The sequence below is a fragment of the Burkholderia sp. 572 genome (genome assembly GCF_040545135.1).
Taxonomy (GTDB): Bacteria; Pseudomonadota; Gammaproteobacteria; order Burkholderiales; family Burkholderiaceae; genus Burkholderia; species Burkholderia cepacia.
In genome coordinates this window covers 653,206-670,599 of the sequence record NZ_JBEPLH010000001.1, presented here as the reverse complement: position 1 = coordinate 670,599, position 17,394 = coordinate 653,206, and the positions used below count along the sequence as shown (strand labels likewise).

Here is a 17,394-nt window from a genome sequence, read left to right as displayed (position 1 = left end):
TGCAGCCCGCCGCCCGCCGTGCTGTGCCGCGCGTCAGTCGATCGAATCCCGCGCCGTCTCGCGCAGCATCGCGACCGCGATCAGCGACAGCACCACGCACGCGGCCACGTAGCCGGCCGGCGCGAGCTTGCTGCCGGTCGTCTTCACGAGCCAGCTCGCGATCAGCTGCGCGGTGCCGCCGAAGATCGTCACAGCGAGCGCATAGGCAATCGAGATGCCGGTCGCCCGCACGTGGCGCGGCAGCGACTCGCACATCAGCGCCATTTCCGACGCCGAGCCGAGCGAATAGAACAGCAGCATCAGCGCGGTCAGCGGCAGGATCACCGACAGCGTCGGGTGATGGTTCATCAGCCAGAATGCCGGGAACAGCAACAGGACCAGCACGCCGCGGCCGACGAAGATCGGCAGGCGGCGGCTGCCGAGCCGGTCCGACAGCCACCCGAACAGCGGGCACGTGACCAGCATCACGCAGCCCGACGCGACGCCGACGAACATCGACAGCTTCATCGGCAGGCCGAGCGTGTGGATCGCGTAGGTCGGCATGTAGAACGTCAGGATGTAGGTCGACACCGTGCCGCCCATCACCGTGAGCATCAGCAGCAGCACCGTGCGCGTGTGCTTCGAGAACAGCTCGTGCAGCACGCCGCGTTCGATCCCGTGATGGCTGTCGCCGGGCGCATCGTCCGCGAGCCGGCGGCGCAGGTACATGCCGACCGGCGCGATCAGCACGCCGACGAGGAACGGCAGCCGCCAGCCCCAGCTTTCGAGCGCGTCCTTCGTCATCGTGTTCGACAGCAGCGCCGCGAAACCCGAGCCCATCAGCGCGGCGCCGCCCTGCGTCGCCAGTTGCCAGCTCGCGCGGAACGCGCGGCGCGACGTGCCGCCCTGCTCGAGCAGCGTCGACGTCGCCGCGCCGAATTCACCGCCCTGCGAGAAGCCCTGCATCAGCCGCGCGAACACGACGAGCAGCGGCGCGGCCACGCCGACCTGCGCATACGTCGGCGCGATCGCGATCAGGCCCGTGCCGAGCGCCATCAGCATGATCGTCAGGTTCAGCGCGGCCTTGCGCCCCTTGCGGTCCGCGTAGACGCCGAGCACGACGCTGCCGAGCGGCCGCGTGAAGAAGCCGGCGGCGAACGTCGCGACCGACAGCAGCAGCGACGTGGTCGGGTCGCTCGACGGGAAGAACAGCTTGCCGATCAGCACCGCGAAGAAGCCGTACACGGTGAAATCGAAAAATTCCAGCCAGTTGCCGATCACGGCCGCCGCGATCGCACCGCGCCGCGTGACGGCCGGTGCGCGCAACGTGCCGACTTCGGTGCCCCCCGTCGACGCGGGGTGCAGCGCGAGATGGTCTTTCTGCATCGTTGTCCTCTCCTCTCAATGCGGCCGGAAGCGCCGGCCGCGCGCCACCGCCGCCGGAATCACCGCCCGAGGTAACGCTCCACGAGACGCGTCCAGAACGCCGCACCGATCGGCAGGTTGCGATCGTTGAAGTCGTATTTCGGGTTGTGCACCATGCAGCCGTCCTCGCCTTCGCCGTTGCCGAGCCGCACGAACGAGCCCGGCCGCTGCTGCAGCATGAACGCGAAATCCTCGCTGCCCATCAGCAGGTCGGTCTGCTCGACCACGTGCGCGTCGCCGACCAGTTCGCGCGCGACCTGCGCGGCGAAATCCGTTTCGGCATCCGTGTTGACGACGACCGGATAACCTTCGATGTACTCGACGCTGGCCGTCGCGCCGTAGCTCGCGGCCTGCGATTCGGCCAGCTCGGTGATGCGGCGCTTGAGCAGCGCGCGCACGTCGGGGCTGAACGAACGCACGCTGAGTTCGAGGCGCGCGCCGTTCGGGATCACGTTGTTCGCGGTGCCCGCGTGCATCGAGCCGACCGTGACGACCGCCGGCTGCGCGGGGTCGACGTTGCGCGCGACGATCGTCTGCAGCGCCATCACGATGCTGGCCGCGACGACGACCGGGTCGACCGTCAGGTGCGGCCGTGCCGCGTGGCCGCCGACGCCTTCGATCGTGACGATCGCCTTGTCGCCGGCCGACATGAACGGGCCGCGCCGCGTGAGGAACACGCCCGGCGCCGCGCCCGGATGGTTGTGCATGCCGAACACGGCGTCGCACGGGAAGCGTTCGAACAGGCCGTCGTCGATCATCTTCTTCGCGCCGCTGTCGACGCCGTGCTCTTCCGCCGGCTGGAAATACAGATGCACGGTGCCGGAAAAATTGCGTGTCTTCGCGAGCTGCTGCGCGGCGCCGAGCAGCATCGTCGTGTGGCCGTCGTGGCCGCAGGCGTGCATCTTGCCGTGCGTGCCGCTCGCATAGGGCAGCCCCGTCGCCTCGACGATCGGCAACGCGTCCATGTCGGCGCGAATGCCGATGCTGCGCGTGCCGTCGCCCACGCGCAGCGTGCCGACCACGCCCGTCCTGCCGACCCCGCGCGTCACCTGCCAGCCCCACTGTTCGAGCTTCTCGGCGACGAGCGCGGCCGTGTCGTGCTCTTCGTATGCAAGCTCGGGATGGTGGTGGATGTGGTGACGGATCTCGCGCAACCCGCCGGCGGCGGGCATCAGATCCTCGATTTCGGTGAAGCGGGTATCGGTGGTCATCAAGGGGCTCCTGCTGTTTGTCTGCACACGCAACCGGTGCGTGCGGGAAAGCGAGCCACTATATCGAGCCGATATCGGTTCAATAAGATGCGGAATTTTTCACCGCGATAAGGTTTTTTAATCAGGGTTAATACGGGCGTCGCTCGCCGTCCGTGCCCGATCGGATGGGCTCGACACGCGCCCGTTGATTTTTGAGACAAACGGTCTATTATTCGCGCATGGACGTTCGAACTGATCCGCCTCGCCGTCGCGGCAGGCCACCGAAGCAGCATGAAGACCTCGTCGCCACGCGGGACATGCTGTTGCGCACCGGGCTGGAAGTGCTCACCGAGAAGGGGTTTTCGGCCACCGGGCTCGACGAGATCCTCGGGCGCGCCGGGGTGCCCAAGGGCTCCTTCTATCACTACTTCGACAGCAAGGAAGCGTTCGGCCTCGAACTGATCGACCGTTATGCCGACTTCTTCGCGCGCAAGCTGGACCGCCATTTCAGCGACGCGGCGCGCTCGCCGTTGCAGCGCGTGCGCGCGTTCGTCGACGATGCCCGGGACGGCATGGCCCGCTACGAATACAGCCGGGGCTGCCTGATCGGCAACCTCGGGCAGGAAATGGGCGCACTGCCCGAAAGCTTCCGCGCACGCCTGCGCACCACCTTCGAGGACTGGCAACGCCGCCTCGCCGATTGCCTGGCCGCCGCGCAGCAAGCCGGCGAACTGGCCGGCTCGGCCGACCCTGCCGAACTCGCCGCATTCTTCTGGATCGGCTGGGAAGGCGCCGTGCTGCGCGCGAAGCTGGAGCGCAGCGATACGCCGCTGGCCCTGTTCGCGCAGTTCTTCTTCAACGGACTGCCCCGCCGCTGAATTTTTTTGCCATTAACTAGACGATCGGTCTAGAAAGGAGGACGCATGTTTCAAGGCATCGTGATCGACAGGCATGAAACCGGCCAGCAAGCGCGGCTCGAGACGCTGGACGACGCGCAGCTGCCGGCCGGCAACGTGACGGTACGCGTGGGCTATTCGACGCTGAACTACAAGGACGGGCTGGCGATCACCGGCAAGAGCCCGGTGGTCCGCAAGTTCCCGATGGTGCCCGGCATCGATCTGGTCGGGGAAGTCGAGGACAGCACGCACCCGGACTATCGCCCCGGTGACCAGGTCGTGCTCAACGGCTGGGGCGTCGGCGAAACGCACTGGGGCGGCCTGGCGCAGAAGGCCCGCGTCGATGGCGACTGGCTGGTGCCGCTGCCGTCCGCCTTTTCGCCGCAACAGGCGATGGCCATCGGCACGGCGGGCTACACCGCGATGCTGTGCGTGATGGCACTGGAGCGGCATGGCGTGCGCCCGGACGACGGCGAGATCGTGGTGACCGGCGCGGCAGGCGGGGTAGGCAGCGTCGCCACGGCCCTTCTCGCGCGGCTGGGATACCGCGTCGTCGCCGTCACCGGCCGCCCCGCCGATGCCGACTACCTGCGGCAGCTCGGCGCGGGGGAGATCCTGGAGCGGGCGCAATTCAGCGAGCCCGGCAAGCCGCTGGGCAAGGAACGATGGGCCGGCGCGGTCGACGTGGCGGGCAGCCATGTGCTCGCCAACGTGTGCGCGACCACGCGGTACCGCGGCGTCGTGACGGCCTGCGGCCTGGCCGCCGGCATGGATTTCCCCGCGACCGTCATGCCGTTCATCCTGCGCGGCGTCACGCTTGTCGGGATCGACAGCGTCATGTGCCCGCGCGCCGACCGCCTGGAGGCGTGGCGCCGGCTCGCGTCCGATCTCGACGTCGGGAAGCTGGGCGCGATCAGCCACCAGGTCGGCCTGGGCGACGTCATCCCGCTTGCCGGGGAGTTGATCGCCGGCAAGGTTCGCGGCCGTATCGTCGTCGACGTCAACGCGTAACGTCGCCGCCGACCACCGGCGCTTCATTTTTCGGACGGCCGCCCGCGCATCGAGCGCGGCCGCGCCGTCTTATCCAGGAGACCTCATGACCGCCGCAAGCACCGCCCCCATCAGCCGCTTTCCCGTGCCCGCGCTCGAAGACCTGCCCGAGGACATTCGCGAACGCATCGCGGCCGTCCAGGAAAAGTCGGGCTTCATCCCGAACGTCTTCCTGACCCTCGCGCATCGCCCGGACGAGTTTCGCGCGTTCATGGCTTACCACGACGCGCTGATGGACAAGCCGGGCAACCTGAGCAAGGCCGAACGGGAAATGATCGTCGTGGCCACCAGCAGCGTGAACCAGTGCCAGTACTGCGTGATCGCGCACGGTGCGATCCTGCGCATTCGCGCGAAGGATCCGCTGATTGCCGACCAGGTCGCCACCAACTATCGCAAGGCCGACATCACCGCCCGGCAGAAGGCGATGCTCGACTTCGCGATGAAGGTGTCGCAGGCCGCGCACCAGGTCGGCGAAGCGGATTTCGACACGCTCAAGTCGCAGGGCTTCGTCGAAGAAGACATCTGGGACATCGCGGCGATCTCGGCCTTCTTCGGCATGTCCAATCGCATCGCGAACGTGACGAACATGCGGCCGAACGCGGAGTTTTACGCGCTGGGGCGCTGAGCGCTCGGCGGGCAGTCGTGCGCTCACGCGGGCGGGACGGCCACCGGGCTGCCGAGCTTCGCAGCGTTCTTTCATGTGCCGAGCCTGACCGCTCACGCGGCATGACCCGATTCCGGCCGACGGTTTCGCGATCGTCTGTACGCTCGCGATCCAGGCCGTGTCGCTATACCGGATGCGCATGCCGAACGCCGTACCGATCGAGTGAGGCGACGCGGCTCGCAGGCCGGCGGCGCCACACCCTGCCGGCGAGCCGCCGCCCGACGACCGTCCATGCCGCTCGCCCGCTCCGGCAGCGGCCCGGCTCCTTCAACGCCCGCACCGCCTGCGACCCGCCTGCGCCCCATCCACCAGCTGCGCGACAGGAAACGGACACACACGCGATCCATCAAATGCGTGCACTATTAGGGTTTTGCCGTACCGGCGCCCGGCGCCTTCGACGTTCGTTCCACGCTCACCGTTTCAGACGCGAACCTCCCATGACGAATCAGCCTACCCAGACCGCGGCCGACCGGCCCGTTGACATGATCATCTTCGGCGGCGGCGGCGACCTGGCCGCCCGCAAGCTGTTGCCCGCGCTGTACATGGCGCACCTGCACTGCAACCTGCCGCCCGAGACGCGCATCATCGCGGTCGGCCGCCGCGACTGGGGCATCGACGGCTATCGCAAGTTCATGGACGAGCAGTCGCGCCCGTTCATCGACGAAAAGGCGTTCGATCCCGCCGCCTGGAGCCGTTTCCTCGACCTGTTCAAGTACGTGCTGATCGACGTGAACGCGCCGGACGACTACCTGCGGCTCGCGGAAGCGGCGCGCGGCGACGCGATCCGCGTGTTCTACCTGTCGACGTCGCCGGAGCTGTTTACGACGATCTGCGACAACCTGTCGGCCGCGCATCTCGTCGACAGGCACTCGCGCGTCGTCCTCGAAAAACCGCTCGGTCACGACCTCGCGTCCGCGAAGGCGATCAACAATGCGGTCGGCAAGCACTTCGAGGAATCGCAGATCTACCGGATCGACCACTATCTCGGCAAGGAAACCGTGCAGAACCTGATGGTGCTGCGCTTCGGCAACCCGATCTTCGGGCCGCTGTGGCAGGCGCCGAGCATCCGCAGCGTGCAGATCACGGTGGCGGAGACGGTGGGTGTCGGCAGCCGTGCGGGCTTCTACGACCATACCGGCGCGCTGCGCGACATGGTGCAGAACCACCTGCTGCAGCTGCTGTGCATCGTCGCGATGGAGCCGCCCGTGTCGCTCGACCCGGACGCGGTGCGCGACGAGAAGCTGAAGGTGCTGCGCTCGCTGCGGCCGATGGCGCTCTCCGACGTCGCCCGCGACACGGTGCGCGGCCAGTACACGGCCGGCGCGGTCGACGGCCAGCCGGTGAAGGGCTACCTCGAGGAAGACAACGTGCCGGCCGACAGCCGCGCGGAAACCTTCGTCGCGCTGCGCGCGCACATCAACAACTGGCGCTGGGCGAACGTGCCGTTCTTCCTGCGCACCGGCAAGCGTCTGCAGCGCCGCCAGTCGGAAATCGTGATCGAGTTCGCGGACATGCCGTTCTCGATCATCCCGACCGGCCCGCGCCACTACAGCAACCGCCTCGTGATCCAGTTGCAGCCGGAAGAGTCGATCCAACTGCAGATGCTCGCGAAGGAACCGGGCAGCGGGATGAACATGGTGCCCGTGAGCCTGAACCTCGACCTGCAGCAGGCGATTCCGGAGCGGCGCGCGGAAGCATACGAACGGCTGCTGATCGACGTGATCCGCGGCCGCCTCACGCACTTCATGCGGCGCGACGAGCTCGAAGCTGCCTGGTCGTGGGTCGAGCCGATCCTCGACGGCTGGAAGCAGCTCGGCGACCGGCCGCGCCTGTACACGGCCGGCACGTTCGGGCCCGCGGCTTCGTCGGCGCTGCTCGCGCGCGACGGGATGTCGTGGTCCGAGGAAGCGTAGGAAGCGCGGCACGCGACGGCATGTCGGCAGCGCAAGCGCCGTCGGCATGCCGAATCACATCGGCGCGCCCGCCGCGCACCGCCCGCCTCCGCGCCGTTCGCTTCGGCCGGAGGACGTCCGCCGAGCTGTCCTGCGCGGGAACGGCGCCCGGCGGCAACGATGCAGCCGCCCCGGCTACACCGTCCCCATCCACGCCGCCTTGCGCCGCGCCGGCGCATCGCTGCCGCCGCTCCCGCCGCCCAGCACCTCGATCATGTAATCGACGAACGACGCGATCCGCGACGAAATCGCGGTATTCCGGTAATACACCGCGTTGATCGGCTGTTCGACCTCGAGCGTCTGGCGTGCGAGCACCTGCACGAGCCGCCCGGCCTCGCGATCCTGCGCGGTCATGAAATCCGACAGGCAGACGACACCCGCGCCCTCCAGCGCGAGCTGCCGCAACGTCTCGCCGCTCGACGAACAGATGTCCGGCTCGATGCGGCACGCTTCGCCGTCCGCGCCGAGGATCGGCCACACGTTCAGCGATTCGGGCTGCGTGAAGCCGAGCAGCGTGTGCTTGCCGAGATCCTCGACCTTGCGCGGCTGGCCGTGCGCTTCGAGATACGCGGGGCTCGCGAAGATGCGCAGCCGGCTGTTGCCGATGCGCCGGCTGTGCAGCGTCGAATCCTTCAGCCGCCCGATCCGGATCGCGACGTCGGTGCGCCGCTCCAGCAGGTCGATGATGCCCTCGTTGCTGTTCAGTTCCAGCTCGACTTTCGGGAAGCGTTCGCGATAGCCGCGTACGAGCGGCACGATCACGTGCAGCATGAACGGCGTCGCCGCGTCGACGCGCAGCCGCCCCGACGGCATCTCGCGCCGCGCGAGCATCTGCTCTTCCGCCGTCTCGACCGATTCGATGATCGCGCGCGCGTCCTGCAGGAACGCGCGCCCTTCCTCGGTCAGTTCGAGCCGGCGCGTAGTCCGGCGCAGCAGCGTGGTCTTCAGCTTCTCCTCGAGCCGCGCGAGCGTGCGGCTCGTGGCCGACACGGTGAGGTCGAGCTGCTGGGCCGCCGCGGTGATCGAACCGGTGTCGACCACGGCGGCAAAGGCCTGGAGTTCGTCGAGCGTGATCTTCATTGTTGATCTGAAATCAAAACAATTTGGTTTATAGACCAGTTTTTCCGCAAAAGTAAAGTCGGCACACTGCGATCCATCCTTACTGGAACCTGGATCCCATCATGCCACTCGCCCTGCTTGCGCTGACCATCAGCGCCTTTGCCATCGGCACGACCGAATTCGTGATCGTCGGGCTGATCCCGACGATCGGCGCCGATCTCGGCGTCAGCCTGCCGTCGGCCGGCCTGCTCGTCAGCCTCTATGCGCTGAGCGTCGCCATCGGCGCGCCGCTGCTCACCGCGCTCACCGGCCGCGTGCCGCGCAAGACGCTGCTCGCCGGGCTGATGGCGCTCTTCACCGTCGGCAACCTCGTCGCCTGGCAGGCGCCGGGCTACGAATCGCTGATCGTCGCGCGCGTGCTCACCGGCCTCGCGCACGGCGTGTTCTTCTCGGTCGGCTCGATCATCGCGACCACGCTCGTGCCGAAAGACAAGGCCGCCAGCGCGATCGCGACGATGTTCAGCGGAATGACCGTCGCATTCGTCGCCGGGATTCCGCTCGGCACCTTCATCGGCCAGCACTTCGGCTGGCGCGCGACGTTCCTGATCGTCGCGCTGTTCGGCCTCGTCGCGTTCCTCGGCGCGGTGGCGTTCGTGCCGCGCGGCCTGCCGCAGACGCCGCCGGCGCCGCTCGCCCGCCAGTTGCGCGTGCTGGCCCAGCCGCGCCTGCTGCTCGTCTATGCGATGACGGCCGTCGGCTACGGCGGCTCGCTGATCGCGTTCACGTACATGGCGCCGCTGCTCGAACAGATCGCCGGCTTCACGCCGTCGCAGGTCAGCCTCGTGCTCGTCGGCTACGGCGTGTCGGTCGCGTTCGGCAACGTGTGGGGCGGCAAGCTCGCGGATGCCGTCGGCCCCGTGAAGGCGCTCAAGCGGATCTTCCTGCTGCTCGCGATCGTGCTGCTCGCGCTGACCTTCACGATCCACGTGAAATGGCTCGCGGTGCTGACGATGCTCGCATGGGGCGCGGTCGCGTTCGGCAACGTGCCGGGGCTGCAGGTGTACGTCGTCAAGCAGGCGCGCCACTTCGCGCCGGACGCCACCGACGTCGCATCGGGTTTCAACATCGCCGCCTTCAACCTCGGCGTGGCCGGCGGCTCGTCGCTCGGCGGCCTGATCGTCGCGAACGTCGGCCTCGGCCACACGCCGTGGATCGCCGCCGTCGTCACGCTCGGCGCGTTCGCGCTCACCGCGCTGAGCGGCCGTCTCGACCGCCGCCACGGGCTGCCGGAACGCACGGCCGAACCCGTCGAACTCGCTCATTGAACGTCACTTTTTGCAGGAGCCAACCAGCATGAACGCATCGACCCAACGTCCGCCGTTCGCCGGCAAGACTTTCGAAGTCCGTTACGACGGCCTCACCGCGCTCAACGCGTACGACGAGGACGGCCTCCACATGCGCTACGAGATCACCGAAGGCCCGTACGCGGGCGCGAAGGGTGAAGTCGAATACACGTGGCAGCACGTCGCCGGCGACACCTACGCGATCTCGTGGCAGGAAGCCGACCGCGCGACGGTCGTGCATGTCGACGATTTCGCCGCCGGCACGTCGCGCTCGTTCTTCACCGCGGCGTCGCTCGATTTCTACCGCCTCGAAGGCAGCCTGCGCGCGGTCTGAACGGAGCCCGACCATGTCCACTTCACTCGAGAAACTCGCCGACGGCGGCTTCAGCGTCGGCATCGAACTCCCGCTCGACAACGACTGGTCGCCGGCCGGCGACGCGAAGCGCCAGCAACAGGGCCGCCGCCCCGGCGTGCCCGACCTGGCGATCCACGCGGAGCTTGCGCAGCTGGCCGACACGCTCGGCTTCCGCGCGCTCTGGGTGCGCGACGTGCCGGTGTACGACCCGTCGTTCGGCGACGCCGCGCAGGTGTTCGAAACGTTCTCGTATCTCGGCTACCTCGCCGGCATCACGAACGACATCCTGCTCGGCACGGCGGCCGTCGTGCTGCCGCTGCGCGAGCCGCTGCTGACGCTGAAATCGGCCGCGACGATCCAGGAACTGAGCGGCGGCCGCCTGATGCTCGGCGTCGCGAGCGGCGACCGGCCGGTCGAATATCCGTTGTTCGGCCGCGACTTCGCGTCGCGCGGCGCGAATTTCCGCGACCAGGTCGCGCTGCTGCGCGACGGCGCACGCGGGCACCTGCCGCCGGGCCTCGAGGTGCTGCCGGCCGCGCGCTCGCCGGTGCCGCTGCTCGTCGCGGGTCTCGCCCAGCAGACGCCCGCGTGGATCGGCGAACACATGGACGGCTGCCTCGCGTATCCGGGCACGCCGGCCGACCACGCGCAGCGCGCCGCGAACTGGCGCGCGGTGGCCGGCGACAAGCCGTACGTGAGCTTCATCCACCTCGACCTCGCGGAAGATCCGCACGAGCCGCTGCAGCGCCACCGCTTCGGCGCCCGCGCCGGACGCATCGCGCTGACGGAAGAACTCGCGGCGATGCGCGACGCGGGCGTACGGCACATCGGCCTGCATTTCCGCCGCAACCGCCGCCCGCTCGACGAGACGATGGCCGAGATCGCGTCGGACGTGCTGCCGGCATTCCACGCGAAGACGAAGGCAAACGCGCAGACGCGCGCCGCATAAGGCCGGCAACGGCCTCGAGCGAGCCCGCCGCACGACCGATATTTGAATTCAAATCAAATATTTTTGACCTCTAAAGGCGTTTATCTCATCAGTATCAAGCGCCAGAATGACTGCCATACCGCAACCGTTCCACCCCTTTCAGGAGCACTTGATGAGCAACATTCCCGCATTCGGCCTCGGTACGTTCCGCCTGCAAGGCCAGGTGGTCATCGACTCGGTGCGTAACGGCCTCGAAGTGGGCTACCGCGCGATCGACACCGCGCAGATCTACGGCAACGAAGCCGAAGTCGGCGAAGCGATCGCCGCATCGAGCGTGCGCCGCGAAGACCTGTTCCTCACGACGAAGATCTGGGTCGACAACTACGCACCGGAAAAGCTGGTCGCGAGCCTCGAGGAAAGCCTGCGCAAGCTGCGCACCGACTATGTCGACCTGACGCTGATCCACTGGCCGGCCCCGGGCAACGGCGTGTCGATCGAGGCGTTCATGACCGCGCTGGCCGACGCGAAGTCGAAAGGCCTCACGCGCCAGATCGGCATCTCGAACTTCAACATCGAACTGACGAAGGAAGCGATCGCGGCCGTCGGCAAGGATGCGATCGCGACGAACCAGATCGAACTGAGCCCGTACCTGCAGAACCGCAAGCTCGTCGAGTTCCTGAACGCCGAAGGCATCCACGTGACGTCGTACATGACGCTCGCGTACGGCAAGGTGCTCGGCGACCCGGTGATCGGCGCGATCGCACAGCGTCACGACGCGACGCCGGCACAGGTCGCGCTCGCGTGGGCGCTGCAGCTCGGCTACTCGGTGATTCCGTCGTCGACGAAGCGCGAAAACCTCGCGAGCAACCTGCTCGCGCAGACGCTGCGCCTGACCGACGAAGACATGGCGCAGATCGCCGCGCTGGAGCGCAACGGCCGCGAAGTCGACCCGGCCGGCCTCGCGCCGAAGTGGGACTAAGCGCACCGCTCTCTCAATCGAATCGTCCGCGGCCAGCCGGCCGCGGCACCGACAGGACTCCATCATGACCCAGGACCCGCTTTTCCAACCGCTGCAATTCGGCGCGCTGACGCTGCCGAACCGCATCGTGATGCCGCCGATGACGCGTTCGCGCGCCAGCCAGCCCGGCGACGAAGCCAACGAACTGATGGCCGCGTATTACGCGCAGCGCGCGAGCGCGGGCCTGATCGTCAGCGAAGGCACCTACATCGCGCCGCTCGGCAAGGGCTACGCATGGACGCCCGGCATTCACACGCCGTCGCAGGTCGCCGGCTGGCTCAAGGTGACGGACGCCGTGCATGCCGCGCACGGCCGCATCTTCGCGCAGCTGTGGCACGTCGGCCGCCTGAGCCACACGAGCCTGCTCGGCGGCGCGCAACCCGTATCGTCGTCGCCGCTCCAGGCGAAGGGCGTGAACGTGTTCATCGCCGGTGAAGACGGCAGCACGCCGGGCTTCGTGCAGGCATCCGAGCCGCGCGCGCTGTCCGTCGACGAAATCCGCGAGATCGTCGACCAGTACCGCGCCGCCGCGCGCCACGCGATCGAAGCCGGCTTCGACGGCGTCGAGCTGCACGGCGCGAATGGCTACCTCGTCAACCAGTTCATCGATTCGAACGCGAACACGCGTACCGACCAATATGGCGGCTCGCTGGAGAACCGGCTGCGCTTCCTGCGTGAAGTCACGCAGGCGCTGATCGAAGGCACCGGCGACGCATCGCGCGTCGGCATCCGCCTCGCGCCGCTGACCACGCTGAACGGCTGCGTCGACGACGATCCGGAAACGACCTATCTCGCGGCCGCGAAGCTGCTCGGCGAGCTCGGCGTCGGCTACCTGCACATTGCGGAAGCCGACTGGGACGACGCGCCGCTGATGCCGCTCGAATTCAAGCAGCAGCTGCGCGCCGCGTACCCGGGCGTGCTGATCTACGCCGGCGCGTACACCGCCGAGCGCGCACGCGAAGCGATCGCCGCCGGCTGGGCCGACCTCGTCGCGTTCGGCCGCCCGTTCGTCGCGAACCCCGACCTGCCCGAGCGCCTGCGCACCGGCGCCGCGCTCGCGCCGCACGACCGCAACACGCTGTTCGGCGGCGGTGCCAGGGGCCTGACCGATTACCCGACGCTCGCGCAAGCCGCGGCGTGACGATCGACAGGAATCCGCACACGCAGGATGAATTCCCGATCAACCAGTACATGCTCGCGAAGCGCGGCATCTACAACCTGGAGCTGATCGACAGCCGCGCGCTGGTGCGCGACAAGGCGTGGGAATTCCTGTTCGTGCTCGGCCAGCCGCTGTACGTCGGCTCCACGCAGGTCAACATCAACCCGGTTGCGATCCGCTGATCGCGCATCCGCCTTCCCCGGACAATCGCGGCCGCTAGCGCCGCGATTGTCATTTCCGGGTTGCGGCCCGCGCCATCGGCGTCTAGTGTTGACGAGATCGACTTCACACGACCGTCACCCGACCTGAGAGGACGCTCCGCCATGCCCAGCCGTTCCCCGACACGCGACATGCTGCTGGCCCTTGCGGCCGGTCTTTCCTGCGCGGCGTTCACCGCGCCCGCGCATGCCGACGAGGCCGCCGGCCTCGCGCCGCCCGAGCCGGCCACGCCGGTGCTGTCGACCACCGCGAGCGGCATGCAGGTCTATGCCTGCGAATACGATGCCGGGCACCGGCTCGCGTGGGCATTCCAGTACCCCGAAGCGCTGCTGTTCGATGCCGGCGGCACCCTCGTCGTCCGGCACGGCGCGGGCCCGTCGTGGGAGGCACTCGACGGCAGCCGCATTACCGGCAAGAAGCTCGAGGAAGCGCCGAGCGCACGCCCGGGCAGCGTTCCTCAACTGCTGCTCGCGGCCACGCCGGCCGCCACCGGCACGCTTGCCGGCGTGCGCTTCGTGCAGCGGCTCGACACAGCGGGCGGCACGCCGCCGGCCGCGACGTGCACGACCGAGCATGCGGTCGGACGCTTTCCTTACTTCGCGCGTTATGTGTTCCTGAAGTGAAGTGAGGTAACGCCCGGCGCCGCCGGCACCGGGCCTCTTCCCGCTTCCTGCCACCACGCTGCCACGCCGCCATTCATTCAGTTTTCCTGTCTTTCATGCGCGGAAGCGTGAAAGCGTCGACACCCGCGTTACGCCCGTTCAGCGTATCCGCATCGACAATTCGACATCGCCGCCGAACGGCACCGACAGATAGCCGTTTTCCGGCGCGCGCACATACGCGAGGTAGTCGGGGCTGTATTCCGCGTTGTCGGCCACGACGAACGCCCCCGCGCCGAGGCGAGGTTCGACCAGCGCCAGGATCTCCGGATACAGCCCCTTCGCGCCGTCGAGCAGCAACAAGTCGACCGAATCCGGAAGATCGGCGGCCAGCGTGCGCAGCGCATCGCCTTCGCGAATCTCCACGAGATCGGCGAGCCCGGCCGCTGTCAGGTTCGCCCTCGCGCGCGCGACCTTCGACGGTTCGAACTCGCTCGTGATCAGCCGGCCACCGCCGTTGTCACGCAGCGCGGCCGCGAGATGCAGCGTCGAAATGCCGAACGACGTGCCGAATTCGACGATCGCCCGCGCGCCGCTGCTGCGCGCGAGCATGTACAGCAGCGTGCCCGTCTCGCGCGACACGGAAAGCGGATAGTCCTTCAGGCGCGCATACAGATCGGTGTAGTCCGTCTTGCTGCGCATCAGCCGCGCCTGCTCGTCGCGCGACAGGTCGGCGAAGGCCGGGCTCGTCGCGGGCGACGCCGCCTCGGCTTCGTCGAACAGGCGCGCGAGCAGCGACGCCAGCGGGTCGTGAATCAGGGTGGTCATGCGGATCTCCGGTGTCAGGTTGAGTGCGTCAATGCGCCCGACTAGAATATGACGAACTATTCAGGTTTTACTATTCGCATTGGCCAACCGCCCATGACCGACCGCCGAAACGCCCCGATTGCCACGCGCAAGCTGCCTCGGCAGGCGCGCTCGACCCGTCTCGTCGAAGACGTCCTCCAGGCTGCTGTTCAGGTTTTGGCGACCGAAGGCGCGCAGCGCTTCACGATGGCGCGCGTCGCCGAGCGCGCCGGCGTGAGCGTCGGCTCGCTGTACCAGTACTTCCCGAACAAGGCGTCGGTGCTGTTCCGGCTGCAGCACGACGAATGGCGGCAGACGTCCGACATGCTGTGCCGAATACTGCAGGACACGCAGAAGACGCCGCCCGAGCGACTGCGCAGGGCCGTCCATGCGTTCATCCAGTCGGAATGCGACGAGGCGAGCATGCGCATCGCGCTCGACGACGCCGCACCGCTCTATCGCGACGCCCCCGAAGCGCAGGAAGTGAAAGCCGAAGGCAACCGGGTCTTCAACGCGTTCATGCGCGAAGCGTTGCCCGGCGTGCCCGACACCACGCATGCGCTCGCCTGCGAGCTGATCATGACGACGCTCACGTCGGGCGGCAAGGCGTTCTCCGAAACCGCGCGCACGCCGGCGGAAATCGACGCCTATTCGACCGCGATGGCCGACATGTTCTGCGCGTACCTCGCGCATCTCGCAAGCGACTGACGCGACCGGCGCGACCGAAGCGACGAGGGCCGGAACGTGCGAGCGCAAGCCGCGTGCGGCACCGGTATCATCCGGGTGCCGCCTGCGCACGGCCGCGCACCGCGTCTCGCGCTGCCGTTTTCATGCGCGCGCACCGCCTCGATGAAAGATATTCGTAAGATTCAATGCCTCACCCGCTCCCGCCCTGCCCGTCGACCCTGCATTCAAATAGTCGCCTTAACGGATTCGAACTAGGCGTATACACGCGTGTCGTCGCGACGGAGCCCGGTCGCACGCCGATATAAGCGCTGCGACATGCGCTGCATGCACTTCCCCCGATGGGACGTGATGGGCCGCTCGCCTAACCTTCGCTACGGCAAAGCACACGTGACGGGGTCGACCACACCACGCGTCGTCCGACGCGACACCCTCGCGATCGTTTCGATTCGCACGTAACGACATGCATCACGCGTCATTCGTCCCCACGACGTTGCCGACAAATCCCAACCAGATACGAGACACCCTGACGACGGTTCGCTACGGGCCGTTTCAGCATGCTGATAAAGGAGCAAGCTCATGAGTGATACCCCGGTGCAGCCGACGGTCGACGTCGGCGCGGCAGAATCTGACTTTGGCACCCAGGGAGTCATCGACCGGTACTTCGGCATTTCGTCGCGCGGCAGCACGCAACGCACCGAGATCGTCGCCGGCGTCACCACCTTCCTCGCGATGGTCTATTCCGTGTTCGTCGTGCCCGGCATGTTCGGCAAGGCCGGCTTCGACACGAGCGCGGTGTTCGTCGCGGTCTGCCTCACGACCGCGTTCGGCTCGCTGCTGATGGGCCTGTGGGCGAAGCTGCCGATCGCGATCGGCTGCGCGATCTCGCTGACCGCGTTCACCGCGTTCGGCCTCGTGCTCGGCAAGGGGCTGCATCCGACGGTCGCGCTCGGCGCCGTGTTCCTGATGGGCCTCGTGTTCACCGGCATCTCGGTGACCGGCGTGCGCTCGTGGATCCTGCGCAACCTGCCCGCAGGCGTCGCGCACGGCACCGGGATCGGCATCGGCCTGTTCCTGCTGCTGATCGCATCGAACGACGTCGGCCTCGTGATCAAGAACCCGGGCGCCGGCCTGCCGGTCTCGCTCGGCCAGATCACCGCCCTCCCGGTGATCATGTCCGTCGTCGGCCTCGCCGCGATCTTCGGCCTCGAGAAGCGTCGCGTGCCGGGCGGCATCCTGCTCGTCGTGATCGCGATCTCGATCTTCGGGCTGATCTTCGATCCCGCCGTGAAGTACCACGGCGTCTTCGCGCTGCCGTCGCTGAGCGCACCGGGCCACGCATCGCTGATCGGCGCGATGGACATCAAGGGCGCGCTGTCGATGGCCGTGCTGCCGAGCGTGCTGGCGCTGGTGATGACCGCCGTGTTCGACGCGACCGGCACGATCCGCGCGGTCGCGGGCCAGGCCGGCCAGCTCGACGAGAACGGCCGCATCATCAACGGCGGCCGCGCGCTGACCGCCGATTCGATCAGCTCGATCTTCTCCGGTTTCCTCGGCGGCGCGCCGGCGGCGGCCTACATCGAGTCGAGCGTCGGCGTGGCCGCCGGCGCGAAGACGGGCCTCGCGGCCGCCGTGGTCGGCCTGCTGTTCCTCGTCGTGATGTTCTTCTCGCCGCTCGCGGGCCTCGTGCCGTCGTACGCCACCGCACCCGCGCTGATGTACGTCGGCCTGCTGATGCTCGGCAGCGTGAGCAAGCTGCACATGGACGACATGGTCGACGCGATGTCGGGCCTCGTGTGCGCGGTGTTCATCGTGCTGACCGCGAACATCGTGACGGGCATCATGCTCGGCTTCTCGACGCTCGTGATCGGCCGCATCGCCAGCGGCGAATTCCGCAAGCTGAACGTCGGCACCGTGCTCATCGCGGCCGTGCTCGTCACGTTCTATCTCGGCGGCTGGGCGATCTGACCGCGAAACATGCGCGACGTTGCCTGCAGAAGGGCGGCGCGCATCGGGACGACATCGTCT

General features: G+C 67.8%; 16 protein-coding genes and 1 pseudogene. 13 read left to right on the top strand and 4 right to left on the bottom strand.

All coding sequences use genetic code 11. The features are described from left to right. Nucleotides 1–33: 33 nt before the first annotated feature. Together ABIC51_RS03085 and ABIC51_RS03080 are read right to left on the bottom strand one after the other, a co-directional pair. A complete protein-coding gene (locus tag ABIC51_RS03085) occupies nucleotides 34–1,365 on the bottom strand; it encodes an MFS transporter (RefSeq protein ID WP_175854564.1) in 1,332 nt (443 codons plus the stop codon). Nucleotides 1,366–1,424: 59 nt separating this feature from the next. Then, on the bottom strand, nucleotides 1,425–2,615 hold the full coding sequence (locus ABIC51_RS03080; protein ID WP_060194062.1) for a M20 aminoacylase family protein: 1,191 nt from the start codon (nucleotides 2,613–2,615) through the stop codon (nucleotides 1,425–1,427). A gap of 218 nt (nucleotides 2,616–2,833) precedes the next feature. On the opposite strand from ABIC51_RS03080, the gene acuR reads away from it, so the two are divergent. The 4 genes from acuR to zwf all read left to right on the top strand — a co-directional run bounded on the left by acuR (nucleotide 2,834) and on the right by zwf (nucleotide 7,117). After that, nucleotides 2,834–3,472 (top strand): acrylate utilization transcriptional regulator AcuR, encoded by a 639-nt coding sequence (gene acuR, locus ABIC51_RS03075; protein WP_059684112.1) that lies wholly within the window; start codon nucleotides 2,834–2,836, stop codon nucleotides 3,470–3,472. Between the two features lie 45 nt (nucleotides 3,473–3,517). After that, nucleotides 3,518–4,501: an acrylyl-CoA reductase (NADPH) gene (gene acuI / locus ABIC51_RS03070; protein ID WP_175854562.1), complete on the top strand. Its 984-nt coding sequence runs from the start codon at nucleotides 3,518–3,520 to the stop codon at nucleotides 4,499–4,501. Between the two features lie 85 nt (nucleotides 4,502–4,586). Continuing rightward, on the top strand, nucleotides 4,587–5,165 hold the full coding sequence (locus ABIC51_RS03065; RefSeq protein WP_048023467.1) for a peroxidase-related enzyme: 579 nt from the start codon (nucleotides 4,587–4,589) through the stop codon (nucleotides 5,163–5,165). Nucleotides 5,166–5,641: 476 nt separating this feature from the next. After that, on the top strand, nucleotides 5,642–7,117 hold the full coding sequence (zwf, locus tag ABIC51_RS03060) for a glucose-6-phosphate dehydrogenase (RefSeq protein WP_060083781.1): 1,476 nt from the start codon (nucleotides 5,642–5,644) through the stop codon (nucleotides 7,115–7,117). A gap of 174 nt (nucleotides 7,118–7,291) precedes the next feature. Here zwf and ABIC51_RS03055 read toward each other — a convergent pair whose 3' ends face one another. Further along, complete coding sequence (locus tag ABIC51_RS03055) at nucleotides 7,292–8,236, bottom strand: LysR family transcriptional regulator (protein ID WP_059684104.1); 945 nt, start codon at nucleotides 8,234–8,236, stop codon at nucleotides 7,292–7,294. Between the two features lie 101 nt (nucleotides 8,237–8,337). Between ABIC51_RS03055 and ABIC51_RS03050 the strand changes: the two genes are divergently transcribed. The 7 genes and pseudogenes from ABIC51_RS03050 (at nucleotide 8,338) to ABIC51_RS03020 (ending at nucleotide 13,860) form a co-directional block, all read left to right on the top strand. Then, entirely contained in the window at nucleotides 8,338–9,540 is a 1,203-nt protein-coding gene (locus tag ABIC51_RS03050) for an MFS transporter (RefSeq protein ID WP_059699765.1), read from the top strand. Nucleotides 9,541–9,568: 28 nt separating this feature from the next. Then, nucleotides 9,569–9,892, top strand: a complete 324-nt coding sequence (locus ABIC51_RS03045; protein WP_060173973.1) for a MoaF-related domain-containing protein — start codon at nucleotides 9,569–9,571, stop codon at nucleotides 9,890–9,892. 13 nt (nucleotides 9,893–9,905) lie between these two features. Further along, nucleotides 9,906–10,862: an LLM class oxidoreductase gene (locus ABIC51_RS03040; protein ID WP_059684101.1), complete on the top strand. Its 957-nt coding sequence runs from the start codon at nucleotides 9,906–9,908 to the stop codon at nucleotides 10,860–10,862. Between the two features lie 151 nt (nucleotides 10,863–11,013). Continuing rightward, nucleotides 11,014–11,820, top strand: coding sequence for a 2,5-didehydrogluconate reductase DkgB (dkgB, locus tag ABIC51_RS03035; protein ID WP_146253739.1), 807 nt, complete (start codon nucleotides 11,014–11,016; stop codon nucleotides 11,818–11,820). Between the two features lie 64 nt (nucleotides 11,821–11,884). Further along, nucleotides 11,885–13,000, top strand: a complete 1,116-nt coding sequence (locus ABIC51_RS03030; RefSeq protein ID WP_175898374.1) for an alkene reductase — start codon at nucleotides 11,885–11,887, stop codon at nucleotides 12,998–13,000. A gap of 11 nt (nucleotides 13,001–13,011) precedes the next feature. Continuing rightward, a pseudogene (locus ABIC51_RS03025) lies at nucleotides 13,012–13,200 on the top strand (cyclase family protein); the annotation flags it as partial. 141 nt (nucleotides 13,201–13,341) lie between these two features. Beyond that, nucleotides 13,342–13,860: a DUF3455 domain-containing protein gene (locus ABIC51_RS03020; protein ID WP_059699776.1), complete on the top strand. Its 519-nt coding sequence runs from the start codon at nucleotides 13,342–13,344 to the stop codon at nucleotides 13,858–13,860. A 138-nt stretch (nucleotides 13,861–13,998) separates the two neighbouring features. Here the strand turns inward: ABIC51_RS03020 and ABIC51_RS03015 are convergent, their stop codons facing one another. Next, a complete protein-coding gene (locus ABIC51_RS03015) occupies nucleotides 13,999–14,664 on the bottom strand; it encodes an O-methyltransferase (protein ID WP_175898376.1) in 666 nt (221 codons plus the stop codon). 48 nt (nucleotides 14,665–14,712) lie between these two features. Between ABIC51_RS03015 and ABIC51_RS03010 the strand changes: the two genes are divergently transcribed. Together ABIC51_RS03010 and ABIC51_RS03005 are read left to right on the top strand one after the other, a co-directional pair. Continuing rightward, on the top strand, nucleotides 14,713–15,390 hold the full coding sequence (locus ABIC51_RS03010; RefSeq protein WP_146253741.1) for a TetR/AcrR family transcriptional regulator: 678 nt from the start codon (nucleotides 14,713–14,715) through the stop codon (nucleotides 15,388–15,390). A gap of 555 nt (nucleotides 15,391–15,945) precedes the next feature. After that, the gene (locus tag ABIC51_RS03005) at nucleotides 15,946–17,334 is read left to right on the top strand and encodes an NCS2 family permease (protein WP_021156467.1); all 1,389 of its coding nucleotides are present in this window, start codon (nucleotides 15,946–15,948) and stop codon (nucleotides 17,332–17,334) included. Nucleotides 17,335–17,394: the final 60 nt, after the last annotated feature.